Annotated in this window: 23 protein-coding genes; 2 read left to right on the forward strand and 21 right to left on the reverse strand. The window is 63.0% G+C overall.

Going from position 1 to position 25,314, the window contains the following annotated elements; translation table 11 throughout:
- Nucleotides 1–81: 81 nt before the first annotated feature.
- From infB to NKH17_RS02390, 21 genes are all read right to left on the reverse strand, one after another.
- A complete protein-coding gene (infB, locus tag NKH17_RS02290; protein WP_352970006.1) occupies nucleotides 82–2,649 on the reverse strand; it encodes a translation initiation factor IF-2 in 2,568 nt (855 codons plus the stop codon).
- Nucleotides 2,646–3,296, reverse strand: coding sequence for an RNA-binding protein (locus NKH17_RS02295; RefSeq protein ID WP_352644408.1), 651 nt, complete (start codon nucleotides 3,294–3,296; stop codon nucleotides 2,646–2,648). Before NKH17_RS02295 ends, infB begins: the two co-directional genes overlap by 4 nt.
- Before the next feature lie 38 nt (nucleotides 3,297–3,334).
- Nucleotides 3,335–4,930 carry a transcription termination factor NusA gene (gene nusA / locus NKH17_RS02300; RefSeq protein ID WP_023719563.1) on the reverse strand — a complete coding sequence of 532 codons (1,596 nt, stop codon included), beginning with the start codon at nucleotides 4,928–4,930 and terminating at the stop codon, nucleotides 3,335–3,337.
- A gap of 46 nt (nucleotides 4,931–4,976) precedes the next feature.
- On the reverse strand, nucleotides 4,977–5,609 hold the full coding sequence (gene rimP, locus NKH17_RS02305; RefSeq protein ID WP_352898581.1) for a ribosome maturation factor RimP: 633 nt from the start codon (nucleotides 5,607–5,609) through the stop codon (nucleotides 4,977–4,979).
- 506 nt (nucleotides 5,610–6,115) lie between these two features.
- Complete coding sequence (gene trmB, locus NKH17_RS02310; protein WP_352898583.1) at nucleotides 6,116–6,817, reverse strand: tRNA (guanine(46)-N(7))-methyltransferase TrmB; 702 nt, start codon at nucleotides 6,815–6,817, stop codon at nucleotides 6,116–6,118.
- A gap of 11 nt (nucleotides 6,818–6,828) precedes the next feature.
- On the reverse strand, nucleotides 6,829–8,118 hold the full coding sequence (metK, locus tag NKH17_RS02315; RefSeq protein WP_023719567.1) for a methionine adenosyltransferase: 1,290 nt from the start codon (nucleotides 8,116–8,118) through the stop codon (nucleotides 6,829–6,831).
- Nucleotides 8,119–8,448: 330 nt separating this feature from the next.
- Entirely contained in the window at nucleotides 8,449–8,868 is a 420-nt protein-coding gene (locus NKH17_RS02320; RefSeq protein ID WP_023676895.1) for a helix-turn-helix domain-containing protein, read from the reverse strand.
- A gap of 137 nt (nucleotides 8,869–9,005) precedes the next feature.
- Entirely contained in the window at nucleotides 9,006–10,592 is a 1,587-nt protein-coding gene (gene lnt, locus NKH17_RS02325) for an apolipoprotein N-acyltransferase (RefSeq protein ID WP_352898586.1), read from the reverse strand.
- A 69-nt stretch (nucleotides 10,593–10,661) separates the two neighbouring features.
- Complete coding sequence (locus NKH17_RS02330; protein WP_352898588.1) at nucleotides 10,662–11,735, reverse strand: hemolysin family protein; 1,074 nt, start codon at nucleotides 11,733–11,735, stop codon at nucleotides 10,662–10,664.
- Nucleotides 11,736–11,763: 28 nt separating this feature from the next.
- Nucleotides 11,764–12,261 carry an rRNA maturation RNase YbeY gene (gene ybeY, locus NKH17_RS02335; RefSeq protein WP_352475979.1) on the reverse strand — a complete coding sequence of 166 codons (498 nt, stop codon included), beginning with the start codon at nucleotides 12,259–12,261 and terminating at the stop codon, nucleotides 11,764–11,766.
- Between the two features lie 17 nt (nucleotides 12,262–12,278).
- Complete coding sequence (locus NKH17_RS02340) at nucleotides 12,279–13,271, reverse strand: PhoH family protein (protein WP_352464821.1); 993 nt, start codon at nucleotides 13,269–13,271, stop codon at nucleotides 12,279–12,281.
- An 83-nt stretch (nucleotides 13,272–13,354) separates the two neighbouring features.
- Complete coding sequence (gene miaB / locus NKH17_RS02345; RefSeq protein WP_352898591.1) at nucleotides 13,355–14,764, reverse strand: tRNA (N6-isopentenyl adenosine(37)-C2)-methylthiotransferase MiaB; 1,410 nt, start codon at nucleotides 14,762–14,764, stop codon at nucleotides 13,355–13,357.
- Between the two features lie 62 nt (nucleotides 14,765–14,826).
- Nucleotides 14,827–15,627 (reverse strand): lyso-ornithine lipid O-acyltransferase, encoded by an 801-nt coding sequence (gene olsA / locus NKH17_RS02350; RefSeq protein ID WP_352898593.1) that lies wholly within the window; start codon nucleotides 15,625–15,627, stop codon nucleotides 14,827–14,829.
- Between the two features lie 21 nt (nucleotides 15,628–15,648).
- Complete coding sequence (rimI, locus tag NKH17_RS02355) at nucleotides 15,649–16,143, reverse strand: ribosomal protein S18-alanine N-acetyltransferase (protein ID WP_352475983.1); 495 nt, start codon at nucleotides 16,141–16,143, stop codon at nucleotides 15,649–15,651.
- Nucleotides 16,143–16,835 carry a tRNA (adenosine(37)-N6)-threonylcarbamoyltransferase complex dimerization subunit type 1 TsaB gene (gene tsaB / locus NKH17_RS02360; RefSeq protein ID WP_352898596.1) on the reverse strand — a complete coding sequence of 231 codons (693 nt, stop codon included), beginning with the start codon at nucleotides 16,833–16,835 and terminating at the stop codon, nucleotides 16,143–16,145. Before tsaB ends, rimI begins: the two co-directional genes overlap by 1 nt.
- Nucleotides 16,836–16,993: 158 nt before the next feature.
- Nucleotides 16,994–18,100: a DUF1513 domain-containing protein gene (locus NKH17_RS02365; protein ID WP_352898598.1), complete on the reverse strand. Its 1,107-nt coding sequence runs from the start codon at nucleotides 18,098–18,100 to the stop codon at nucleotides 16,994–16,996.
- 2 nt (nucleotides 18,101–18,102) lie between these two features.
- The gene (locus tag NKH17_RS02370) at nucleotides 18,103–19,176 is read right to left on the reverse strand and encodes an imelysin family protein (RefSeq protein WP_352475986.1); all 1,074 of its coding nucleotides are present in this window, start codon (nucleotides 19,174–19,176) and stop codon (nucleotides 18,103–18,105) included.
- Nucleotides 19,176–20,780 carry a di-heme oxidoreductase family protein gene (locus NKH17_RS02375; protein ID WP_352898600.1) on the reverse strand — a complete coding sequence of 535 codons (1,605 nt, stop codon included), beginning with the start codon at nucleotides 20,778–20,780 and terminating at the stop codon, nucleotides 19,176–19,178. Before NKH17_RS02375 ends, NKH17_RS02370 begins: the two co-directional genes overlap by 1 nt.
- Nucleotides 20,781–20,792: 12 nt before the next feature.
- Complete coding sequence (gene bfr, locus NKH17_RS02380) at nucleotides 20,793–21,278, reverse strand: bacterioferritin (RefSeq protein ID WP_023676883.1); 486 nt, start codon at nucleotides 21,276–21,278, stop codon at nucleotides 20,793–20,795.
- A complete protein-coding gene (locus NKH17_RS02385) occupies nucleotides 21,244–21,555 on the reverse strand; it encodes a (2Fe-2S)-binding protein (protein ID WP_023676882.1) in 312 nt (103 codons plus the stop codon). The genes bfr and NKH17_RS02385 overlap by 35 nt, the downstream gene beginning before the upstream one ends.
- Before the next feature lie 54 nt (nucleotides 21,556–21,609).
- A complete protein-coding gene (locus NKH17_RS02390) occupies nucleotides 21,610–22,902 on the reverse strand; it encodes an imelysin family protein (protein WP_502910576.1) in 1,293 nt (430 codons plus the stop codon).
- Nucleotides 22,903–23,323: 421 nt separating this feature from the next.
- Here NKH17_RS02390 and NKH17_RS02395 point away from each other — a divergent pair, with 421 nt between their 5' ends.
- Nucleotides 23,324–24,574, forward strand: a complete 1,251-nt coding sequence (locus NKH17_RS02395; protein WP_352805452.1) for an NAD(P)/FAD-dependent oxidoreductase — start codon at nucleotides 23,324–23,326, stop codon at nucleotides 24,572–24,574.
- 120 nt (nucleotides 24,575–24,694) lie between these two features.
- Nucleotides 24,695–25,297, forward strand: a complete 603-nt coding sequence (locus NKH17_RS02400; RefSeq protein ID WP_352898604.1) for a sulfotransferase family protein — start codon at nucleotides 24,695–24,697, stop codon at nucleotides 25,295–25,297.
- Nucleotides 25,298–25,314 lie beyond the last annotated feature (17 nt).

The raw sequence follows: 25,314 nt of genomic DNA on the forward strand, positions 1-25,314 counted from the left end.
CCTTGAGTAGACCCCTGAAAAATCGGCAGGAGACAGAACAAAGCGGTACTCAAGGCTTCGTTCTTGCTCCATATGCCGACACTACAGCGTCCTGGTCACCATCTCGACGCGGAAGCACTCGATGACGTCGCCGGCGCGCATGTCCTCGTAGTTCTGGAAGGCCATGCCGCATTCCTGGCCGGCCGGAACTTCCGAAACCTCGTCCTTGAAGCGCTTCAGGGTCTTCAGCGTGCCTTCGTGGATGACGACATTGTCGCGGATCAGGCGCACGCCCGCACCACGCTCGACCTTGCCTTCGGTGACACGGCAGCCGGCGATCTTGCCGACCTTGGTGATGTCGAAGATCTCGAGGATCTCGGCATTGCCGATGAAGGTCTCACGACGCTCCGGCGAGAGCAGGCCGGAGAGCGCCGCTTTCACATCATCGACCAGATTGTAGATGATCGAATAGTAGCGGATCTCGATGCCTGCCGCAGCCGCGGCTGCGCGGGCCTGCGCGTTGGCGCGAACGTTGAAGCCGATGATCGCAGCCCCGGAAGTTTCCGCCAGCGACACGTCGCTTTCGGTGATGCCGCCGGCCCCGGCATGGACGATGCGGGCGCGCACCTCGTCGGTGCCGAGATTGTCGAGCGCCGCATTGATCGCCTCGATCGAGCCCTGCACGTCGCCCTTGATGACCAGCGGGAATTCCTTCAATCCGCTTGTCTGCAATTGCGACATCATCTGTTCAAGCGAGCCGCGCTGGCCGGCATGCCTGGCCACCGCCTTCTCACGCGCCAGACGCTGGCGATATTCGGTGATCTCGCGGGCGCGGGCTTCGTTGTTGACAACGGCGAAACGGTCGCCGGCCAGCGGCGTACCTTGCAGACCGAGGACTTCCACCGGCATTGCCGGCGGCGCTTCCTTGACCTGCTCGCCGCGATCGTTGACGAGCGCGCGTACCCGGCCCCATTCGTTGCCGGCGACGAGAATGTCGCCCGGCATCAATGTGCCGGTCTGCACCAGCACGGTAGCAACTGGGCCGCGGCCCTTGTCGAGCTGGGCTTCGATGACCACGCCTTCGGCGGTGCGGTCCGGATTGGCCTTCAGGTCGAGGATTTCGGCCTGCAGCAGGATCGCTTCGAGCAACTTGTCGAGATTGATACCCTTGGTCGCCGACACCTCGACATCCAGTACCTCGCCGCCCATCGATTCGACGAACACCTCGTGGCGCAGCAGTTCCGAGCGCACCTTCTGCGGATCGGCGTCATGCTTGTCGATCTTGTTGATCGCCACGATTATCGGAACGCCGGCCGCCTTGGCGTGATTGATCGATTCGATCGTCTGCGGCATGACGCTGTCGTCGGCTGCCACCACGAGGATGGCGATATCGGTCGCCTGGGCGCCGCGGGCACGCATCGCCGTGAAGGCGGCGTGGCCGGGCGTGTCTATGAACGTGATCTTGTGACCGTTCTTCTCGACCTGATAAGCGCCGATATGCTGGGTAATGCCGCCGGCTTCGCCGGACACGACGTTGGCATTGCGGATGGCATCGAGCAACGAGGTCTTGCCGTGATCGACATGGCCCATGATCGTTACCACCGGCGGACGCGGCTGCAGGTCCTCCGGACGATCGGCGATGTTGAACAAGCCCTCTTCGATGTCGGACTCGGCGACGCGGCGGACCGTGTGGCCAAATTCGGTGGCGACCAGTTCGGCCGTGTCGGCGTCGATGACGTCTCCAGGCTTCAGGATCTGGCCCTGCTTCATGAAGAACTTGACCACGTCGACAGCGCGCTCGGACATGCGCTGCGCCAGCTCCTGGATGGTGATGGTTTCGGGCAGGATCACTTCACGCATGACTTTCTCGCGTGGCTCGTTATGCAACGCGCGCTTGAATTTCTCCTGACGACGGCGCATCGACGAGAGCGAGCGGGCGCGCGCATCCTCGTCGGAAAGAGCCGAATTTAGCGTCAGCTTGCCGCGGCGGCGGTCTTCCTCGCCCTTGGTCGGCTTGGCAGGACGCGCCACTTCGGGCGTGACCAGACGGCGCACTGGTGCACCGGCACCGGTCCGCTTCGGCTTGACCTCTTCCTCGTCATCGACTGTCGCCAGTTCGGCGGCGAGCGGCGCGCGGCGGCGCGCCTCTTCCTCGGCACGGCGGCGGGATTCGGCCTCGGCTTGCAGCCGTGCCTCTTCCTCGGCCTGACGGCGAGCCGATTCCTCGCGCTCGCGGCGGCGGCGCTCTTCGTCCTCGCTGCGGCGCTTGGCCTCCTCGATGGCGCGCTGGCGATCCTCGACGTCGCGGACCTTCGAGCCCTCGAGAGCCCGGCGGCGTGCTTCCATTTCCTGGCGCGACAACTCGTTCAGCACCATGCCGCCGCGTTCGAGCGGCGGAGGAGGCGGCGGCGCCTTGGGAGCTTCCTGCACGGCAGGCGCTGCCGCGACCGGCTTCGGCGTGAAAACGGACACAGGCGCTGCCGCCGGCTCCGGCTTGTCGCCAGGCAGCGAGAACTTGCGCTTCTTGGTCTCGACGACCACCGACTTGGTGCGGCCATGCGAGAAGTTCTGGCGCACCGTGCCCTGTTCCATACCGGGGCGCTTCAGCGTCAAGGTCTTCTTCGGCGTAACACTCAGCGTCTTGTCGTCGCCCGATTTCGTATCGCTCATTCCATATCCTCTGCGGCATCATCTTCGTCAGCAACGGCCGCAAGCATTGCCAGATCGTCCGGGGAACCGCCCCGATATCGGTCGAGCGCAACCATGCGCTTCTGGACCGCCCTGCCCGCGTCTCCCGCGAGAACGGCAGCATGTATCACATTTGTACCCCCCAATGCCAAGCTCAACTCGGCCTCGGAGAAAAGTTTGTAAGCGCGGATCGCAGGCCCGCCGAGGTGGACCGTTGCCCGTCGCGCCTGGCTTATCTTGCGGACGCCATCGTCGGAAGCCTCGGTCGCGTGGAGCACGAAAAGTGCAAGTCCGCCGCGCACGGCGCTCTCGACCTTGGTCGCTCCGAGCGCTATGGCGCCCGCCTTGCGGGCCAAGCCAAGCATGCCCAGAGCGGACCTGGAAAGCAGCGCGTCGACCATACCGCCAAGATCGGCTGGCACACTCACCTGCGCCTTGAAAGCACGGGCAAACAGGTTTTTCGCCGCTGCCTTGTCTATATGTAGGCGGTCGGCCGTCACCCAGCAACCGCGGCCGGGCAGGTTTCTCTTGATGTCCGGAACGACGGCCGAATCCGGGCCGACGACGAAACGGATCAGTTCATCCGGTTCGGCTTGCCTGCGGGTGACGATGCAGGTGCGATCGTTCATCTCGTCCAAGGGCGGGTTCGGTGCGATGCGGTTTCACCTCACGCACCGACGGTTTCGTCAGCCGGCACGCCCTCGGCGGCAAGCTCGTCTTCGGTGATCCAGCCAGCCTTCAGGCGAGCCGCCAGGACCATCTGCTCGGCATCGGCGCGTGATACGCCATGGTTGGCGAGCACACCCGGGAATACCTTCGTCTCGCCGTCCTTGCGTTCTTTCCAACCGGTCAGGTCGTCGGCGGCGTAGCCGGCGAAATCCTCGATCGTCTTCACGCCGTCCTCGCCGAGCGTCACCATCATGGCGGTGGTGATGCCGGGAATCTCGCGCAATTCGTCCTTGACGCCGAGGGCCTTGCGCTTCTCGTCGTGCTCGGCTTCGATCTTCTCCAGATATTCGCGGGCGCGGGTCTGGATTTCCGAAGCAGTGTCCTCGTCGAAGCCGTCGATCGACGCGATTTCGCCGGAATCGACATACGCGACTTCCTCGACGCTGGTGAAGCCTTCGGAGGCGAGCACCTGGCCGACCATCTCGTCGACGTCGAGGGCTTCCATGAACAGCGACGACCGTTCGACGAATTCCTTCTGGCGGCGTTCGCTCTCTTCCTGCTCGGTCAGGATGTCGATATCCCAGCCGGTGAGCTGCGAGGCAAGACGGACGTTCTGGCCGCGGCGGCCAATGGCCAGCGACAACTGATCGTCGGGAACGACGACCTCGATGCGCTCGGCATCCTCGTCGAGCACGACCTTGGCGACTTCCGCCGGCTGCAATGCATTGACAATGAAGGACGCCGCCGAAGGCGACCACGGAATGATGTCGATCTTCTCGCCCTGCAATTCACCGACGACCGCCTGGACGCGGCTGCCGCGCATACCGACGCAGGCACCGACCGGATCGATGGAGCTGTCGCGCGAGATGACAGCGATCTTGGCGCGCGAACCCGGATCGCGGGCGACCGACTTGATCTCGATGATGCCGTCGTAGATTTCCGGCACTTCCATGGTGAACAGCTTCGCCATGAACTGCGGATGGGTGCGCGACAGGAAGATCTGCGGGCCGCGCTGTTCGCGGCGCACGTCATAGACATAGGCACGGACGCGATCGCCATACTTGTAGTTTTCGCGCGGAATCAGCTCGTCGCGGCGGATGATCGCCTCGCCGCGGCCGAGATCGACGATGACATTGCCGTATTCGACGCGCTTGACGGTGCCGTTGACGATCTCGCCGATACGGTCCTTGTATTCGTCATATTGCCGGTCGCGCTCGGCCTCGCGCACCTTCTGCACGATGACCTGCTTGGCCGACTGGGCGGCGATACGGCCGAAATCCATCGGCGGCAGCTGTTCGGCGATGAAATCGCCGAGCTGGGCGTCCGGATTTCGCTCGCGCGCCGAGGAAATGGCAATCTGGGTCGCGTAGTCGTCGACCTTCTCGACCACTTCCATCAGCCGCTGCAGCTTCATCTCGCCGGTATTCGGATTGATATCCGCCCGGATATTGGTTTCCTGGCCGTAGCGCGAGCGCGCGGCCTTCTGGATCGCATCGGCCATGGCGGCGATGACGATCGACTTGTCGATCGACTTTTCACGCGCGACCGCATCGGCGATCTGCAGCAGTTCAAGCCTGTTGGCGCTTACAACCATCTTCTTTCTCCCGAGCTTGTCGCCGACCTTACCGCCGGCAGCCCAATCACATTTCCTGTTCGGTTTCGTCTTCCGCACCCGCTGGTGCGTCTTCGGGTTCGCCGCGGCGTTTCCTGGCTTCCTTGCGCGCCCGGTTGTCCTTCGACAGTGCATCGCGGATAAGATCGTCGGTCAGAACCAGCCGCGCTTCGGCAATCGCATCGTAGGGAACACGCACCGTCGGCTCCTCGCCGTAAGCGGCCTTGTCGCGCTCGATCACCACACCGTCCGCGTCGCTTTCGGCGATCTTGCCCTTGAAGCGCTTGCGGTCGGCGACGAGAACAGACGTCTCCATCTTCACCAGATGGCCGGCCCAGGCTGCAAAGTCCGATTTGCGGACCAGCGGCCGGTCGATGCCCGGCGACGACACTTCGAGATGATAAGCCTTCTCGATCGGATCATCGACATCGAGCGCCGGCGACACCGCCCGGCTGACCTCTTCACAATCCTCGACCGTCATGGTGCCGTCCTCGCGCTCGGCCATGATCTGCAGCGTCAGCCCGTTCTGGCCCGACAGGTGCACACGTACCAAGCGGAAGCCAATGGCGCGCAGTACCGGCTGAACGATCAGCGCGATGCGCGCATCGATGCCGCTTTCGCGGATGATGCGATCGTCGCCTTCGCTTGCCATCACTGTCATTCGGTCCTGTCGCTCGATCCCTGTTGGTCGGCAGGTAATAAAAAAGAGCGGGACCGGGTGGACCCACTCTTCGTCATACCGACCAAGAATTTGAAGCTGATATAGACGATCGTGGTCCTCGTTTCAAGCCCGTCGTGCATGACGGCAAGGCTCCGAGTCCGCAGCGCTGCGCCAAATGCATGGCGCCCATGCAGTGATCCCCCTTTGAGCACCGGCCACGCACGACTATCTATGTTGCATTGCACAATTGGAGCGCTCACTGCGCTCGAAAGGGTACCATCGTGAACAATCGTGGATTTTTTTCAGCCATAGGCGATGTCTTTAGCATGTTCGGCAGCGCCGTAGCCGCATCGAGAGCTGTGGAAAGCGGTCGCAAGCCGCGTGCGCATGATCTGCGCAATCTCGGCATGGAGCCGGCAGCCTTCGACAAGATCCGTCGCTTCTGAGCCAAGTGAGCGCCGAGAGCCTTCGGCCCGCTCGCCTTGTGCTTAGCTCTAATTTCCCGCTTATTTCCGCACGAAGGTCAGATAGGCGGGCCGTCGGCCTTCGCGAATGGCCTTGGCCTCATAGCGCGTCCCCGGCCAGCCATCATAGGGCCGATGCCAGTCGGCGGCTTCGCTTGCCTGCCACGTGAAGGCGCTGTGCGCCCGGCAATGCAGAAGCGTCCAGTTCACATAGCTGTCGATGTCGGACGCAAAGTGGAACTTTCCGCCTTGCTTCAGGACGCGCGCGAAGCGGTCGAGATTGACCGGGCTAACGAAGCGCCGCTTCCAGTGCTTCTTCTTCGGCCACGGATCCGGATAGAGAAGGTCAATGCCGTCAAGCGAAGCCTGCGGCAGCCAGTCCAGCAGGCGTGTGGCGTCGTCATCATAGACGCGCAGATTGGCTAGCGGCCGCTCCCGGACCGCCATCATCATCTTGGCCATGCCGTTGACGAAAGGCTCGACGCCGATAAAGCCGGTCGCCTGGCTGGCCGTAGCACGGTGCAGAAGATGTTCGCCGCCGCCAAAACCGATTTCGAGCTGGACAGCGGAAACTCCGGCTTCGAAAAGGCTGCGCAGATCGGCCGGCGGTTCAACCGTCAGGTCGAGCTTGTAGGCGGCGAAGCCGCTCTCCAGCGCCGCTGCCTGCTGTGGTCGAATGGTCTTGCCGCGCCGGCGACCGAAAAAGGCCTCGGTCGCACGGCTTGGCCGCTCCTTCGGGTCCATAGGCGCCGCGGTTAGGCGGCGACTGCTTCGGCGACCGGTTCGGCGAGAGCGTCCTTGAGCGCCTTGGCGAGATCGGTCTTCTCCCAGGAGAAGGATCCGTCGCGGCCGGCCTTGCGGCCAAAATGGCCGTAGGACGACGTCTTGGCATAGATCGGCTTGTTGAGATCGAGGTGGCGGCGGATGCCGGACGGCGACAGGTCCATCACGGTGCGCAGTGCACGCTCGAGCTTTGCCTCGTCGACCTTGCCGGTGCCGTGGAGGTCGACGTAGATCGACAGCGGCTGGGCGACACCGATCGCATAGGAAAGCTGGATAGTGCAGCGATCGGCGAGCTTCGCGGCAACCACGTTCTTGGCGAGATAGCGCGCCGCATAGGCGGCGGAGCGGTCGACTTTGGTGGTGTCCTTGCCGGAGAAAGCGCCGCCGCCATGGGGCGCAGCCCCACCGTAGGTGTCGACGATGATCTTGCGGCCGGTCAGGCCGGCGTCGCCGTCAGGCCCGCCGATGACGAACTTGCCGGTCGGGTTGATGTACCAGTTGCAATTGTCGGCGATCTTCAGGTCGCCCAGTGCTTCGCGAATATAGGGCTCGACGACGTTGCGCACCTTCTTCGAATCCCATGTCTCATCGAGATGCTGGGTCGACAGCACGATCTGCGTCACTTCCGCCGCTTTGCCGTCGACATAGCGGACGGTGACCTGGCTCTTGGCATCCGGCCCGAGCCTGCCTGCATCACCGCTGCCTTCATGGCGCGCAGCGGCCAGCAGTTCGAGGATCTTGTGGCTGTAATAGATCGGCGCAGGCATCAGGTCCGGGGTTTCGCGGCAGGCATAGCCAAACATGATGCCCTGGTCGCCGGCTCCCTCCTCACCTTGCCGGTCGGAGGCGTTGTCCACGCCTTGGCCGATATCCGGCGACTGGCCGTGCAGCAGGACCTCGATCTTGGCCGTCTTCCAGTGGAAGCCGGCCTGCTCGTAGCCGATTTCGCGGATTGCCTTGCGGGCGACCGACTTGAACTTGGCCGGGTTGACAATCGGATGGCCGGCCGCATCCTTCAGGACATTGCCCTCCTTGTCCTTCTTGAGCAGCGTCTCGGGGACGCGCACCTCGCCGGCGATGACAACGCGATTGGTTGTCGCAAGCGTCTCGCAGGCAACGCGGACCTTCCACGGGTCCATGCCGGTCTTTCTGGCTTCGCGATAGACGAGATCGACAATCTCGTCGGAGATGCGGTCGCAGACCTTGTCGGGATGGCCCTCGGCAACGGATTCCGAGGTGAAGAAGTAATTGTGCCGCGTCACGGGTGTCCCCTCTTGAAAAAATATCGGCAGGCCGCCGATTTTGGCGCGCCAGTTGTTAACGGTGCCGGGCGGCGCTCGTCAAGCCATGCAGCCGTTCTGGCATGAATTTTGACGTTATTTATCTCTGCATCCCGAGACGGCGGCAGGGCGCACTGCGATCAGCCCTTGCGCCACAGACTGAGGGAAAACGGCGTCGAGGAAGCGTGTCGAGCAAGATCGATCCGCGCTTTAGCGCATCGGCGGAATGCACATCCCTCGATGCGGGCAACCGCGAGAAATTGCGTGCCCAGCGACGACGAACTCTACCTCTTTGAACTCTTCGCGAGCCAGTCAATCGACCTCGTCGGTGGAGAGCGACTTCACAAGCTCAATGATCTTACGGCGCACTTTCACGTCGGCGATCTTGACGAAGGCGCGATTCAGTTGGAGCCCTTCCGGGCTGCCGCAGAATTCGACGGCGGAGGTCATCGACGCATCCTCGGCAAATCCACGGTTGCCCACGGGCTCCTGACCGGGCGCATCCTCGAAAAAGAAGGCGACGGGCACGCCGAGTATGGAGGCGATTGCCTGCAAACGGCTGGCGCCGACGCGATTGGTGCCCTTTTCGTACTTTTGGATCTGCTGGAACGTTATGCCGAGGTTTTCGCCCAGTTTTTCCTGGCTCATTCCCAGCATATTGCGGCGAAGCCGGATGCGGCTTCCGACGTGGATGTCGATCGGATTCGGCTTTTTCTTGTTTTCTTCTGTCATTTTGTCCTCGCCGAATTTTTCCGGCTTTTTCTACTTTGCTGCCCAAACGACGCCGCGGCCCGTGCCCCAACAGAACGACCTTATCGACTTCGAAAATTTTCAGGCGCTTACAGTATGAGTTTCTAATGTGTCGGCTGTCAATTCGCCCGTAGCCTTTGCCTTACGTTCAAAATGCATGCCGCTACGGCGAGCAAAAACATGATCAGCATTCCGTTAATGCGTCGTTGGCTGGAGGAAACGATGGCTTGGTTGGAGATCGGCACACGCACATCGATGGCGCCGCGTGCATCGATTGCCAGCGCGTCGACGATGCGACCGCGCGGGTCGACAACGGCCGAAATGCCGTTATTAGCCGCGCGCAACAGGGGCACTCCATTCTCCACCGCCCGGATCTGCGCCTGCCTGAAGTGCTGGTACGGCCCCGGCGTATCGCCGAACCAAGCGTCATTGGTGACGTTCACAATAAGCGCGGCTGCCGCGGCGTCAACGGAGACGAGATCGGGAAAGATGACCTCATAGCAAATAAACGGCAGCGCCCGGATACCGCCGGGCAGCGCGATCGGGTGCCGCTCATTGCCGGCCGCGAAGGTCATCGGACCGGCAACAAGCTGCTCAAGCCCGAGGCGGCCGAGCAGATCGGCGAAAGGCAGATATTCGCCGAAGGGCACCAGGTGGACCTTGTCCACGGCATCGACGATTTCGCCCCTGTCGTCGATCGCCACGACCGAGTTGTAGTAACGGCTGCCGGCCGCCGAGCCGCCTTCCTCGCGAACGACGCCGGCAACCAGCATCTGGCCATCGCCAAGCATCTCTCCGATGGCAGGCAAGGCATCCGGACGTTCGGTGAACAGAAACGGCACCGAGGTCTCCGGCCACAGGATCAATTGCGGCCTGTCATGGCCGGGTTCCGGTGCCTTGGCCGAAAGCCCCATCATGGTGGCGAAGATGCGGTCACGCACCGAGGCATCCCATTTTTCCGTGAGATCGACGGCAGGTTGCACGATACGGACGTCGAGGCTATGGGCCGCCGGTTTTTCGGGGGCGGCGAGCCGGATATAGCCGAAGCCGGCATGGGCGGCGACGAGAACGACAAGCAACGCCGCGCCGAGGCGAAGATGCTGGCGCGCCGCAAGCAGCGCCGGCAGCGCGAAGACGAAGACCGCAAGCGCGTTCATGCCGACCATGCCGGTCACCGAGACGCTCTGCATCAGCAAAGGCACCGGCATCGCCGCATAGCCGACGGCATTCCACGGAAAGCCGGTGAACAGGAAGCCGCGCAGCCATTCCGCCAGCGCAAAGCCGAAGGCGAGCGCGGCGATGCGGCCGATGTCGTTGCTCCACAACAGCCGGGCAACCACGGCAGCGAAACCGTAAAAGAAGGCCAGCGCGAGGGGGATGCCGACCACCGCGAACGGCAAGGCCCAGGCAAAGCTGTCGGCCTCGACCAGAAGCGCCGAGCCGACCCACCAGAGACCGGCAAGAAAGTAGCCGAAACCGAACCACCAGCCGACGGCGAAAGCCGGCCGCAAACGCCGCAGAAAACCGTCCGAGGCTTCGCCGGTCGCGCCATCGAGAAGCCACACCAGCAGTGGGAACGAAACGAAGCAGACGGCGAAGAAATCGTAAGGCGCCTGGGCAAGAACCGCCAGCGCCCCGGCAAGAAACGCCACCAGCGCGCGCCGCCAGCCCCAAAGCAGAATTATCCGGCCGGCCTGGCGCTCCATCAATGCTTCCGAGTCGTGCGAATCAGGAAGCAAGATTTATCAGGCCGCGGGCTTGGCTCCAAACAAACCCTAAGCCTGCTCGGTGCGGACGGCGCGGCGCCGCCGCTCGCCCTTCAGGGTCTCGACGATGCGTACGCGCTTGACGCGGCGCGGATCGGCGTCGAGCACATGGAACTCGAAGCCGGGTATGGCCTGCACCACTTCGCCGCGCGCCGGCACCCGGCCAAGCGTATTGAAGATCATGCCGCCGATCGTGTCGACATATTCGCCGTGCTCGCCGGCGGCGAAATCCTCGCCGATCATCTTGGCGACGTCGTCGATCTCGGCCTTGCCGTCGACGATGAAGACGCCTTCGCCGGCCTGGGTGATCATCGGCTCGTCCTCGTCATGCTCGTCCTCGATGTCGCCGACTACCATCTCGACGATGTCCTCGAGCGAGACGAGGCCGTCGGTGCCGCCATATTCGTCGATGACCAGCGCCATCTGGGTGCGCGTCGTCTGCATTCGCCCCATCAGGTCGGAGGCGAGCATCGACGGCGGCACGAACAGCACCGGTCGGATCAGGTTGAGATCGCCGATGGTGCGCGCCAGATCGACCTGGGCGAGATCGAGAACCGTCGCGACCGGGGTTTTCCTGGTCGTCCTGCCCTTTCTGACGCGGGCGACCTTGGTGATATGCGCCAGCACGTCGCGGATATGAACCATGCCGCGCGAGTCGTCGAGCGTCTCCGAATAAACTGGCATGCGGGAGTGGCCGGACTGTTCGAACAGCCCCAGAAGATCGCCGAGCTTCGTCGTGATCTCGACCGCCTCGATGTCGGCGCGCGGCACCATGACGTCCTCGACCCGCACTTCGCGCAGGCGCAGGATGTTGTTGAGCATGGCGCGTTCGCCGGGCGAGAAGGATTCTGCATCGCTCGCCGTTTCGGCAAGCGCACCGGCAATCTCCTCGCGCAGGCTGGTGCCGTTGCGGTGCCTGAAAAGCCCGAGCACGCGATCGAACAGGGAAGGACCGGCAGGCGATGCCTCGCTGGCGAAGCTGCCGGTCGTGGTACTCGGACTCGAGCCCTCTTCCGTCGTTTCGGAAGGCTTGATCGCACTGCCGGCGTCGGAGCGGGCGGCAGTCTCTGGTTTGTCGTTCATCATCGTCCGGTCAATTGGTCTTTTGTAATTACGTGTAGGGATCGGGAATGGCAAGCCTCGCAAGTGCTGCGCGCTCTGTCGCTTCCATCAGGTCCGCTTCGGCATCCGTTTCGTGATCATAGCCCAGCAAATGCAGCAGGCCATGGATGACGAGATGGGAGATATGGTCCTCGACGGGCTTGTCTTCCAGTGCCGCCTCGCGCGCGACAGTCTCGGCGGCCAGCACGATGTCGCCGAGCATCGGCGGCAGAGGCCCGCCCCTGGCAAAGGGAAAAGCCGGAAAAGACAGCACGTTGGTCGGCTTGTCCTTGCCGCGCCAGCCGGCATTGAGCGTACGGATATGGGCATCGTCGGAAAAGACGATGCTGAGCTCGGAACGACCGTCCGCACCGGTTTCGGCAAAGGCGGCCGATACGGCGTGGTCGACCAGCCGCGTCAGCGTCGTCTCGCCGGGCCAGTCGCCCGCCTCTATGGCGATATCGATCTCGACGGGAAGCGGCCCTCCCGCCTTTTGCTCCTCAGCCATGCGGCCGCATAATCATATCAGCTTTCGACACCCAAGCCCCTGGCCAGCTTGCCGTCACGGTCGTAGGCCTTGACGATCTCGGCGACCAGCGGATGTCTGACGACGTCGCCTTCATTGAAGCGGACCGTCACCATGCCGGTAACGCCGTCGAGAATTCTCAGCGCCTCGACCAGGCCGGACTTGGTGTTCGGCGGCAGATCGATCTGGGTCGGATCACCGGTGACGATCATGCGCGAGTTCTCGCCGAGCCGGGTCAGGAACATCTTCATCTGCATCGGCGTGGTGTTCTGCGCCTCGTCGAGGATGACGGCGGCATGCGCCAGCGTACGGCCGCGCATGAACGCCAGCGGCGCGATCTCGATGACCTCGGCGGCAATCGCCCGTTCGACCTTGTCGGCCGGCATCATGTCGTAGAGTGCATCATAGAGCGGCCGCAGATAGGGATCGACCTTCTCCTTCATGTCGCCCGGCAGAAAGCCAAGCCGTTCGCCGGCCTCGACCGCAGGGCGCGACAGCACAATGCGTTCGACCATGCCGCGTTCGAGCAGCATTGCCGCGTGCGCCACCGCCAGGTAGGTCTTTCCGGTGCCGGCCGGGCCGATGCCGAAGACGAGTTCCGACCGCTCCAGCGCGCGCATATAGGCGTCCTGGTTCAGCGAGCGGGCATAGATGGTCTTCTTGCGTGTCGATATCTGGGCGGCGGACACCTTGCCCTTGCGCTCCAGCGTCGGCAGCGTCAGCTGGTCGTCGGTGGCGATCGCCATGCGCACCGCGCCGTCGACATCGGACTGGCCGATATCAGTGCCTTTCTGCAGAATGCCGTAAAGATTGTCCAAGGCGCGGCGTGCCTGCTCGGCGGCTGAGGAAGAGCCCTTGATGGTCAATTGGTTGCCACGCGAGCGGATGTCGACGCCGAGCTTCTGCTCGAGCCTGGCCAGATTCTCGTCGAACTGGCCGTAAAGGGCGCTGGCAAGCTTGTTATTGTCGAAAGTCAGTACGATGTGCGCCATATCCGAGGCCCCAGAGGGTAGATTCTGGGGCAGGTTCTTGACTTCAGCAGCGCTCAACCGTCTCTCCTCATCTGCCGAGGCCATCAGGCCAATTCGGCGAACAGGCTGTTGTAGCCCGTCTTCGTGATTCGTACCGGGATAATGTCACCGATTTCGCCGGCCTTTTCATCAACAATAACCGGCTGCAGCCACGGCGAGCGGCCAACCTTCTGGCCGGCCTGGCGGCCCGGCTTTTCGACCAGCGTGTCGATGGTCCTGCCGACCAGGCTTGCGCCGAAATGCTGCTGCTGTTTCAGAAGCAGTGCTTGCAATCGCTGCAGGCGCTCGTCCTTGACGGCCTCCGGCACCTGATCGTTCATTTCGGCGCCCGGCGTGCCGGGCCGCGGAGAGTATTTGAACGAGAAGGCCGAGGCATAGTTGACGTCTTCCACCAACTGCATCGTCGCCTCGAAATCCGCTTCTGTCTCACCGGGAAAGCCGACGATAAAATCGCCGGACAGTGCGATGTCGTTCCGCGCGGCACGGATGCGGTCGATCAACGTCAGGTAGTCCTTGGCCATATGTCTGCGGTTCATCGCCTTGAGTATGCGGTCGGAGCCGGATTGCACCGGTAAATGTAGATAGGGCATCAGCGCAGGCAAATCACGATGGGCGGCGATCAATTCATCGTCCATGTCGCGCGGATGGCTGGTCGTGTAGCGCAGCCGCGCCAGACCTCGAATCTCTGCGAGCCTGAACAGCAGCCGGCCAAGGCCCCATTCCTCGCTGTCTTCGCCTCTTCCATGCCAGGCGTTGACGTTCTGGCCGAGCAGTGTCACCTCGCGCACGCCGGCATCCGCCAGGCGCTCGGCCTCGGCGACGATCTGTGCCACCGGCCGCGAGACTTCCGAGCCGCGCGTATAGGGTACGACACAGAAGGTGCAGAATTTGTCGCAGCCTTCCTGAACGGTCAAGAACGCCGTCACGCCGCGCCTGATCAGTTCGGCGCGCTTGGGCTGCGGCAGATGCTCGAACTTGTCCTCGACGGCATAGTCGGTCTCGACGATCTTTTCTCCGGTCCGCGCCTTCGCCAGCACAGCGGGCAGCCGGTGGTAGGTCTGCGGGCCGATGACCAGATCGACCGCCGGCGAGCGACGGATGATCTCGGCACCCTCGGCCTGCGCCACGCAGCCGGCGACGCCGACCAGCATTTCGCGCCCGGCCTTGGCACGTTCCGCCTTCAACTCCCGGATGCGCCCAAGTTCGGAATAGACCTTTTCGGCCGCTTTCTCGCGGATGTGGCAGGTGTTGAGCAGCACCAGATCGGCCTCGCCAATGGCGTCTGTCGCGGCATAGCCGTCGATGGCCAGAGCATCGGTCATGCGCTGCGAATCGTAGACGTTCATCTGGCAGCCATAGGTCTTGACGAAGACCTTCCTGGTCGCGGCAGGCGGCACGACCAGGTCTTCGGCCGCAGCGCCGATGTCGTCGCGTTCTATCGTGTTCAATTCCATTTCGCGGCTTCTAGCGCCTTTCCCTGACAAAAAACAGACGAATCTGGCCGGTACCGCGCAGACTACCGGCTCGGGCGCGGTTCGGCGAGCGCCGCCTGCACCATCTCGCGCACCTGGCGTTCCATCTGCTTTGCCGTCTCCTTGCGGCTGGAGCCCTTGGAGAAAGCAATCGCCTCGCCAAAATGCACCTCGACGTCGAGAGCGCCCTCGGCCATCAGCACCTTGAGGTGCGGCATCAGTTCCTCATCGCCGATCCAGGCGGCAACCGGCCGATGCCGGCGGCCGAGTGGCACGCCATGCAGGCGCGTATAAACGATCGCCACCGGCTGGATGAAGACCTGTTCGGCCGCCCCTTCAGCAATCGCCATCGTAGCGGCGCCGAACAGTGTGCTCTTGAACGGCAGGATCATGTTGCCGTCGCCGGTCGAGCCTTCGGCGAACAGCACCATGGCGTCCCCCTTGGCCATCCGGCGGGCGATCTCGCTCGCCTGGTCGCCCGACGAACGTTTGCGCTCACGTTCGATGAAGACGGTGCGTTGCAGCTTCGAGAGCATGCCGATCAGCGGCCAGCCTGCCATGTCGGCTCTGGCGATGAACGTCACGTCGACCATCGATCCCAGCACCATGATGTCGGTCCAGGAGATGTGGTTGGCGGCGACCAGCAATGGGCGTTGGCCGGATAGCGCCCCTTTGACATGGATGCGCAGCCCCAGCGCCCTGACGATCATCCTGTGCCAGATCTTCAGGATGAAGGTCTCGCGCCAGAGCCCGGTCTTCATCGACAAGACCTGCAGCGGCACAAGCACCAATGAGCCGACGACAACCAGCCCCAGCGCCAGGAAAATCCTGATTTTTCCTATCATCCGCACCACCCCGGCGTTTGGCTAGCGAAGATCGCGGCGCATGACAAGCGCGCCGGTCGGGCCGTGCTCCGGCGACTTGTAATAGTTGGCGCGCTTGCCGACCTCGCGGAAGCCGAGCCGCCGGTAGAGCGCGATCGCGGCGACGTTGGTCTCGTCGACCTCAAGGAAAAGCGCCTCGGCGCGCTGTGCGTGCAGTTCACGCAGCACCGCATCCATCAATTGCCAGCCGAGCCCCCGGCGCCGGTGCGAGCGTGCCACCGCGACCGTCAGGATCTCCCCCTCGCTGGCGGCCAGCCGCGCCAGGACGAAGCCCACCGGCGGCTTGGCGCCCTGTCCGGTCTCGCGCGCGGCATAACCGAACACCGTGTCCTGCTCGAGCAGCGCGGCGAATTCGTCGTCGGTCCACGGCCGCGCGAAATCCTCGCGATGCAGCACCGACATGGCCGCGCTGTCGGCAACCGTCAGCGGCTCGATCGCATAGTCCCTGCGACGCGGCTGGAGGAATGGAATGCGCATCAGTTTTTTTGCCTGGGTAGAACAAAGCCGGCCTGCGGCTTGGCGTCGGCGCCCCGCAGATAGAGCGGTTTCGGCTTTTCGCCCTCGCCGTGTTTACCGGCACCTTGGGCCGCGGCCAGCCGCGCATAGACAGCGATGTCGGCGGTGGCCGCCGTCTCGCCGAGATCGAAGCTGCGTCCGGCCGCCGCGGCAATTTGGGTTGCCGCCGTGCCCGCCAGAACCGGAGAGATGTCGATCGCCATGGCTGCGGCGTGCGAGAGCGTGGTCACAGCCGGACCATAGATCAGAACCGACCTCTCATCGTAAAGTGCCGCATGGATCTCCTCGCGGCCTGCATCGAGCGCTGCGAGCACGGCGCGGCGGGGAAATATCGCTGCGGTCTCTGCCGCCAGTGCCTCCAGAGTCGTCACGCCGATCGCTGGGATTTTCAGCGCCAGCGCCAGGCCGCGCGCCGCCGAGACGCCGACACGCAGTCCGGTGAAGGAGCCCGGACCGGTTGAAACGGCAATGGCGCCGAGGCTGGCATAATCGCTTCCGGCCGCCTTCAACGCGCCTTCGATGACACCCATCAGATGCTCGGCATGACCCTTGCCGAGATCGAGCACCGAACGGCCGAGTTCTTTCCCGGCCGCCGCGTCGTAGACGCAGGCGGCGCAGAGATTGGCGGCACAGTCGATGGCAAGCAACTTCATGAAGCGGCCGGTTGAGACAGTTTCGAAGACAGCTTCCCTCTGCCCGCCAGGGCTGATCCCCGCAAGGGAATAATGGATAATCGTCAGGCGACTTGGCTTCGGCGCGGGTCCAAGAATGTAAGTTCCAACGCACGCAATCGCCACAATAGGTATCGGAACTAGCCGACCTGCTCGATACGCAGCAGGTGATTGTCCCAGACATAGTCCGGCTCGGAACGTATCGAGCCACCGGCCTCGACGATTTCGCCGGCGCCGGTCGTCGCCATGAAGCTTTCCCCATCGGGTGCAACGCCGCAGACCTCGACCAGCGCCTTGCTGGCGACGATGCGGCCGCTGGCCGTGTCGATCACGGCAAGCGAATTCCCCTCAGGCGAAGACACGGCGATGGTGCCGGCGGCAGGGTTGGCCGCGACCGAGCCGATATAATTTCTGAAGGCCGAGAGCACGTCCTGCGGCATGTCGAGCAATTTCAAGTCCATGCCGCGCGGCGCGCGGCCGAGCAGTGGGGGACGATCGGTACCCGGCCCCCTGTATTGACAGCCGAACCAGACGGTGCCGGAGCGGTCGGCATCCATATGGCGGATCGACAGTTGGTGCAGCGCCGGCGGCAATCCGTGCTTTTCGGTGAGGTCGCCGGTAAGGCGGTCGACCAGAACATAGGAAGGCTTCATCGTTGCGATATTGAGCTCGGCGCGGCCATAATCCGGATGCGTCTCGATGCCGCCATTGGCGACAGCGATTGTCCTGCCGTCGGAGAGAAGCAGAAGTTCGTGCGGCCCCATGCCGTATGTCGGGAACTCGCCGATACGCTTGAATTTCGCATGCGCGTCATAGACGCCGACGACGCCGGCGGCATTGTCGAAATCGTTCTCGGTTGCGTAGAGCAGCGTGCCATCGGCCGAAAACACGCCATGGCCGAAGAAATGCCGGCCGGCAACGCTGGCAATGGTGTGCGGTTCATCGCGGCCGGTATGGTCGAAGACGACAGCAAAGGTGCCCGGCTGCCTGGCAAACACCACCGAACGCTTAGACACCGGGTCGAAGGTAACATCGTGGCCCCGATCGGGCAGATCGATCGTGTGCAACAACTTGCCGGCCTCGGACAGGACGGCCGCGCCATAGCTGCCGTCGCGCTTGACGAAAGCGGTGGCGAAGACCGCGTCGGCGTCGAGTGTATTTGCCCAGGCCGAAGGCGCCATCGCCGCCACGAAACCAGCGCCCGCGGCCCTCAGGAAATCGCGCCGATCGATCAGCGGCGGCCTCATGATCAGTCGCCATCCAGTGACGAGAACCCGGCGGTCAGGCCGAATTCGGCGGTCAGCCTGGCGCCGATCAGGGTCGTCAGGCTGGATGTCACCAGTGCGAAGTAGTCGAGCTTCTGGCGCAACGTCGGATCGGCTAGTGCCTTGTCGACCGGACCCCTGATCGCCTTGGCGGCCTCGATCCCGTTGGTGAATTGGATGTGGACCGATTCCGCAATCCAGCGTGCATCAGGCGGCAGCGCATCGCCAAGCTGGGAGGCCTGGAATAGCGCATCCATGCCCGCCAGATTGCCGGTCAGCGAGCGTGCGGTATTCTGCGAGCGCCAATAAATCGCCTGTTTCGGTTTGTCGGGCTCCGGCTTGGCGCCCAGGAAGCCTTTCAGGCGCACGTCGCGAACCATTTCCAACTCGTTGATGAAGACGCCGACCAGTTCGGTCACCGCTTCAGTGCCGTCGTGATAGAGCGCGTTCTGCGGACCGGGATTGGCCCAGAGCGCGGCAAAGCCGTTAGGCTTGTTCCAAGCCTCGCCGACCTCGCCGGCAATCGTCTCGACATTGCCGGCAATGGCTGCACCATAGGCGCAGCGATAGGCGTCGCCCTTGCCGGCCAATTGACCGGCGCCATCGCCGTAGAGCACGAACTCCAATGCGCCGAGCCCTTGCATGGCGACACTCTTTGTCGCCAGTTGGGCCGGATCGGCGGCCGCCGGATCCTTGCCGGCCAGTGCTGCCTGCACCTGCTTCAGGCCGATGCTCTTGCGGTCCGGCCAAAAAAGCATGCGCTCAAGCCGGTTGTTTTCGGCGATCGGCCCGAAACGGATGATTTCCACCACCGACCAGGCATCCACGACGCCTGAGAATTCGGCGCGTGCCGCATCGAGCGTATCTTGCGAAGAGGCCTGGCAAAGCGCGTGCATGGTCTTGGCCAAGCTGTCCGCATGGTCATGCAGCCTGGCATAGGCCGGGCGGACGAAGCCGTCGATCGCCCGCTGGATCACATCCGAAGCCTTCACCGCGGCGGATGCCGGCAGCGCATCGGCGAGGACCAGCATCAGCGCGAGTGCAAGACGCTTCCGCATCAGAGCGACTCCAGAAACTTGATCAGCGCGGCGCGTTCGGCCGCATTGGCAGCGGCAAAGCGGCCACGCGCCTTCTGGCCCTCGCCGCCATGCCACAGGATTGCCTCGGCCAGGCTGCGTGCGCGCCCGTCATGCAGGAAGAAGGTGTTGCCGCTGACGGTCTGGGTGAGCCCGATGCCCCACAGCGGCGGCGTGCGCCATTCGCTTCCCGTGGCCTCGCCCACCGCCTGTCCGTCGGCAAGGCCGGGTCCCATGTCATGCAGCAGGAAATCGGAATAAGGCCAGATCAGCTGAAAGGCCTGCGCCTTGTTCGGGGTGTCGCGACGGGTGACGAATTTCGGCGTATGGCAGGAGATGCAGCCCATCTCGTAGAACAGTTTTTTGCCGGCGAGCACGTCCGGTCTGTCGAGATCGCGCCGAGCCGGCACAGCAAGGTTTTGCGAATAGAAGGTCACGAGGTCCATGACCGGCGGCGGCGCTTCGACCGGACCGAGGCGCTCCTGAACACCGTTGGGTAGGGCAAGGCAGGTCTTTTCTGCGGCGCTGCAATCGCCCCAGTGCCTCGGCACCTCAGGCGTCGAAATGCCGATATCGCCGGCAAAAGCGTCCGCCGATTGCTGACGGATCGAAGCCGCCTGCGCCTTCCAGCCGAAACGGCCGAGCGTCAGTTCACCGCTGCTGCTGTCGCGTATTATGTTGGGCCTGCCGGAAATCCCGTCACCATCGCGGTCGGTCGCATCGGCACGCGCAAGGATGTCGGCGGGAGCGATCTGCTCCACCAGGCCAAGGCCGATCATAGGCGGTGTCATGCGCGGCGACAGCGTGGTGTGCGGATCGAGCCGCCCGTAGGAGAGACCCTCAACCGAGTAGCTCGGCTTGCGCAGCGACACGACGCTGCCGTCCGTCAGTTTTACTTTTTGCTCCTGATAATCGACATGCATCCTGCCTTCGCCCTGCAGGCCAGGAACGGCTAGCTCCTGAAGTTGTGTGCCATAGACCGGGTCAGGAAAGTTGAGCACCTTGTGATCGGCGAGCGCGGCTTTCTCCTCCTCGGTACTGGCTTCCCTTGCCAGGCGCAGGAACATCGAGGTGGTGCCGCTGTCGCCTTCGGGCGGATGGCCGCGGCCGTCCTTCAGATGACAGTTTTGGCAGGCGCGCTCGTTGAACAGCGGACCGAGCCCATCCGAGGCTTGTGTCGAGGATGGCGACGACACCCAGTTCTTGCGGAAAATGGCATTGCCGAGCTTGAAGGTACCCTCTTCCTCGAAGCTGATGTTGGCGGAGGATTGCGAGAAGGCGTCCTTGTTGACGTCCTTCTTCGAGGTGCCGGCGCCGCCCTGCATCAATTCGAATTGCTCGGGCTTGGAGAAATCGCTGGTCGGCCTGGTGATGGCGATGACGCGCGCCAGATCCTTCGGCGTCAGATCGGTGCGGCTGGTGGCAAGCCCCGCCGGTTGCGGCGCTCCGGTCAGCGCCGAGGCTGTGAGCGTCGCCACCACGGCAAGAAGAGGGCCGCGAAGGATACCGTATCGCGGCTTCTTCTGAGCCGGCAGGCCGCAACCTTCGGCCGGCAAGCGGCGCAAGCAATCTAGAGGGCGCCGCATTCCGGCATGTCCTTATTCCGCCTCGTCGGCCGACGCTGCGTTGAGTTGGCCGTACTTTTCCTCGCCGATGGAGGCGAGCAGGTCGAGTTGTGTCTCGAGGAAGTCGATGTGACCTTCCTCGTCAGCCAGCAATTCCTCGAACAGCTTCATCGTCACGTAGTCGCCTGCTTCGTTGCAAACCTCGCGCGAACGCTTGTAGGCGGTGCGCGCGTCATATTCGCCGGCAAGATCGGATTCGAGCACTTCCTTGACATTCTGCCCGATACGCAGCGGCGCCACGGACTGCAGGTTCGGATGGCCCTCAAGGAAGATAATGCGCGCCACGAGCCGGTCGGCATGGTGCATTTCTTCGATCGATTCAGCGCGTTCCTTCTTCGCCAGCTTGGCGTATCCCCAGTCCTCCAGCAGCCGGAAATGCACCCAATATTGATTGACCGCTCCAAGTTCCAGAAACAGAGCCTCGTTAAGCCGCTCTATGATCTGCTGTTCGCCTTTCATGGGTTCTGCTCCCGTATTGGACGCGCAGGCCTCTGACGCGATCCAGGTGTGAAACGATGTCCACGCCGCTCGCCGCCGAGCGGGCGTGATAATTTTCGGTGACCCGAATGATCGTTTCGACCACATTTGGGAAGCAGCCGCAACAGCGACCGCGCTTGTGCATGGCATGATAGACCTTCGCCGGCACGATCAGCTGCCAGGGGTCCTCATCCAGCAGTCCGACGATCGTCTGCTCTATCTCCTTTTCGGTGATGATGTTGCAATGGCAAATCAGCATTTGTCGCTCTGGCTAACGGCGCTCATTGCGCCGCGTGGCTGTTGGTTTCGAAGTTTACTGGAACACCTTGTCCGGTGAATCGAGGCTGTCCGAGCCCTCGAAGGCGATGGCATTGAGCTTCAGGGTGCCGACGGCGCGTTCGATCGACTTGGTCTGATCGACCAGCGCGTCGATCGCCGCCTGCACGGTGGCGTTGCCGTCAGCGTTACCCTCGGCAATCTGCTGGTCATAGGCCTCGCCGGCAAGCGCCCGCGCCTTGATGGCCTCCATCTTGGCGATGGTGACATCCAGTTTAGCCGACAATTCCTTGTCGATCGCCGGATCGGCCGCCTTGACCATGTCGGCCACCGACGGCCCCTCCACGACAGTGCCGTCAAGCCGCGTGTAGCTGCCGTGATAGGCGGCGCGGATGCCGATCGCATCGTAGAGATGAGAGTTGTAGGTGTTGTCGGAGAAGCAATCGTGCTCCTCTTCCGAATCGTGCAGCAAAAGGCCGAGCTTCATCCGCTCGCCGGCGAGTTCGCCATAGGACAGCGAGCCCATGCCGGTGAAGATGGTCGAAATGGCGGCGTTCGGCTCGCCATCGACAAGGTTCCTGCGGGCGGCGCCGCCTTCCTTCCAGTCGTCGACCATATCCTTTAGATCGGAAACCAGAAGGTCGCTCGCCGATTTCAGGTACTGCGCCCGACGGTCGCAATTGCCGCCGGTGCAATTGGCGAGGTCGTAATCGGTGTAGGGCCGCTCGCCGGCGCCCGGACCGGTTCCGTGCAGGTCCTGACCCCAAAGCAGGAATTCGATGGCGTGATAGCCGGTCGCCACATTGGCCTCGATACCGCCGGCCTCCTGCAGGGTGCCGGAGAGGAACTCCGGCGTCAGATTGGTGGCGTCGACCTTCTTGCCGTTGATCTCGATCGACTTGTTGGCGATCACATTGGCGGTGTAGAGCGCGTTGGCGTCCGACTCGGTGCCGTAGCTCTTGGCGACATAGTCGATCAAGCCCTCGTCGAGCGGCCAGGAGTTCACTTTGCCTTCCCAGTCGTCGACGATGGCATTGCCGAAGCGATAGACCTCGGTCTGCTGATAGGGAACGCGCGATGCCTTCCAGGCCTCGCGGGCGGCGTTCAGCGTCTCGGCCGATGGCTTGGCGAGCAGCGCATCGACAGCCTTGTCGAGCGCCTCGGCCGTGATCAGCGAATCCTCGTATTTGGCGAGCGCGATGTCGGAATAGGTCTTGACGACCGCCTTGACATCGGTTTGTGCCTTGGCCGGCAGCACGAACACAGCCGCCGTGAGCATCGCGGTGGCGCCGATCGCCGCAAGCCTGCCGCCATACCGTGCCGTGATCATCGTTCTCATGACTGTCTCTCCTCGGGAATCAATGAAATGCCGGCGCCGCGGCGGCAGCTGCCAGCGGGCAAAGAAGGGTCACGCCATCGCGCGGTTCGCGGAAGAAAGACACCGAAATGCCTCCAATCGAAAGGGTTCAAGGCCCAGACATCAAAGGGATGCGCTGACGCGCGAGCTTCCATAAAACGGCGAAGACACCGGATGTCAACTGGTGGCGTAGAAAAAATTCAATTGAAACAATCGTTTAGAATTATTCTAAACTAGAACTGTCAACTTTAACACCGATGTATAGGAATGCCGGCGCATGACGCGGTTGACAGGCGGCCGTTCCGGGTGCGACCCGGATCGGCGCTCTTGCGGCGGGACCAGACAATCGCCACCTGGCGGGACGTCCTAGATTTGGGTGAGGAATCGGGCTGTTATGAAGATCGGGGTCGTCATTGTCGGTGCGGGTCATGCGGGCGTGCAAGCGGCCGCCAGTCTGCGCGAAGAAGGCTATGACGGGCCGGTAATCCTGATCGGCGACGAAAACGAATTGCCCTACCACAAGCCGCCGCTGTCGAAGACCTTCATCAAGGATCAGCAAGCAAAGCCGCAGCCGTTGCGCGGCGAGGCTTTTTATACCGGCAGCGCCATCGACTACCGGCCAGGCCTCCGGGTCGAGCGGATCGACGTCGCCGGCCGCCGGCTGGAGATATCAGGCGGCGTGCTGCCGTTCGACCGGCTGATCCTCGCCACCGGCGCGCGTCCGCGCCTGCTGCCGCTGCCGGGTTCGGAGCTTTCTGACGTTGTGCCGCTGCGCTCGCTCAGTGATGCCCGCCTGATCCGCGAATTGAGCGCGCAAAGCGAGGAGGTCGTCATCCTCGGCGGCGGCTTCATCGGCCTTGAGATTGCCGCAACGCTCACCGCGGCCGGCCGCAAGGTCACGGTGGTCGAGGCGGTTGACCGGCTGCTCGGCCGCGCCGTGGCGCCGGTCGTCGCCGGCCATGTGCGCCAGCGGCTGGAGGCGACCGGTGTGCGCATCCTTACCGGCACCACCATCGAACGGCTGGAGGGCGAGAACGGCCGTGTTTCGGCTGCAATCACCTCATCTGGCGAAAGATTGCCGGCGCAGATGGTCGTCATCGGCATTGGCGTCGTGCCGAATGTCGAATTGGCCGAAGCCGCCGGCATTGCCATCGCCAACGGCATCCGCGTCGACCAGCAGATGCGCACGTCGGTGCCGGAAATCCTCGCCATCGGCGACGCGGCGTCCTACCGGCACTGGCTCACAGGCGGCGACGTGCGGCTGGAATCGGTGCAGAACGCCACCGACCAGGCGCGGCTCGCCGCACGCACCATCGCCGGCCACACCGACAATTACTCGGCGGTGCCGTGGTTCTGGTCCGATATCGGCGACATGAAGCTGCAGATGGTCGGCCTGATTGCGGGCGGCGACAGCCATCTCGTGCTGGGCGACGTGGCCGAGAACAAATTCTCCATCTACCACTATGCCGGAAGCCGGCTGCTCGGCATCGAGTCGGTCAACCGGCCCAGCGACCACATGCTTGGCCGCAAGATGCTCGGCGCCGGCTTGTCGCCGTCGCCGCAGATTGTCGCGACCGGGCCCGACGGGCTGAAGGCGGCGCTCGCCGCCTTCCAGGAAGAAGAGCCTGTCCGCGCTGCGGGATAAGATCAAACCCAATCACCCTGAATGACCTAGTCTAGTTCGACCGGGAGCTGACCTTCAAACATATAGCGAAGTAAAGGAAACAGCGGTATTTTGACCAATTGAAATCGTCGGGGGGTGCTCATGGCTCTATATGTCATTGGCGCAGGCATGGGTCGCACTGGCACATATTCGCTGAAGCTCGCGTTGGAGCATCTTGGGTTCGGGCCGTGTCATCACATGGCAGATGTCCACGCCAATCCCGAGCAGAAGACGCTGTGGCGCGCAGCCGGCCAGGGACAACTCCCGACCTGGGATGCGGCATATGCCGGCTATCTTTCCGCGGTCGATTGGCCAACGGCGCATTTTTGGCGCGAAGTGAGTGACCACTACCCTGATGCGAAGGTTATCCTGACAGTTCGTGACCCCGAAGCCTGGTATGACAGCATGGCGCAAACAATAGGGCTCACGATGGATGCTGCTACCAATGATCCACAGTCCTTTGGTGTGGCGGTGATTGGAAACACTGTCTTTGGCGGTCGATTTGATAACCGTGATCACGCAATCGCTGTCTATGAAGCACATAACGCTTCCGTGAAATCAACACTGCCACCTGAACGCCTTCTTACTTATCAGGCCTCCGAAGGGTGGGAGCCGCTTTGTGCCTTTCTCGGTGTACAGTTGCCTTCCGAAACGTTTCCACGCACCAATTCGACTGCCGAATTTCGTGCTCGCATAGGGCGTTGAACGGCGGCTTGCCGCCT

The sequence above is a fragment of the Mesorhizobium sp. M1334 genome, from assembly GCF_040317995.1.
Classification (GTDB): domain Bacteria; phylum Pseudomonadota; class Alphaproteobacteria; order Rhizobiales; family Rhizobiaceae; genus Mesorhizobium.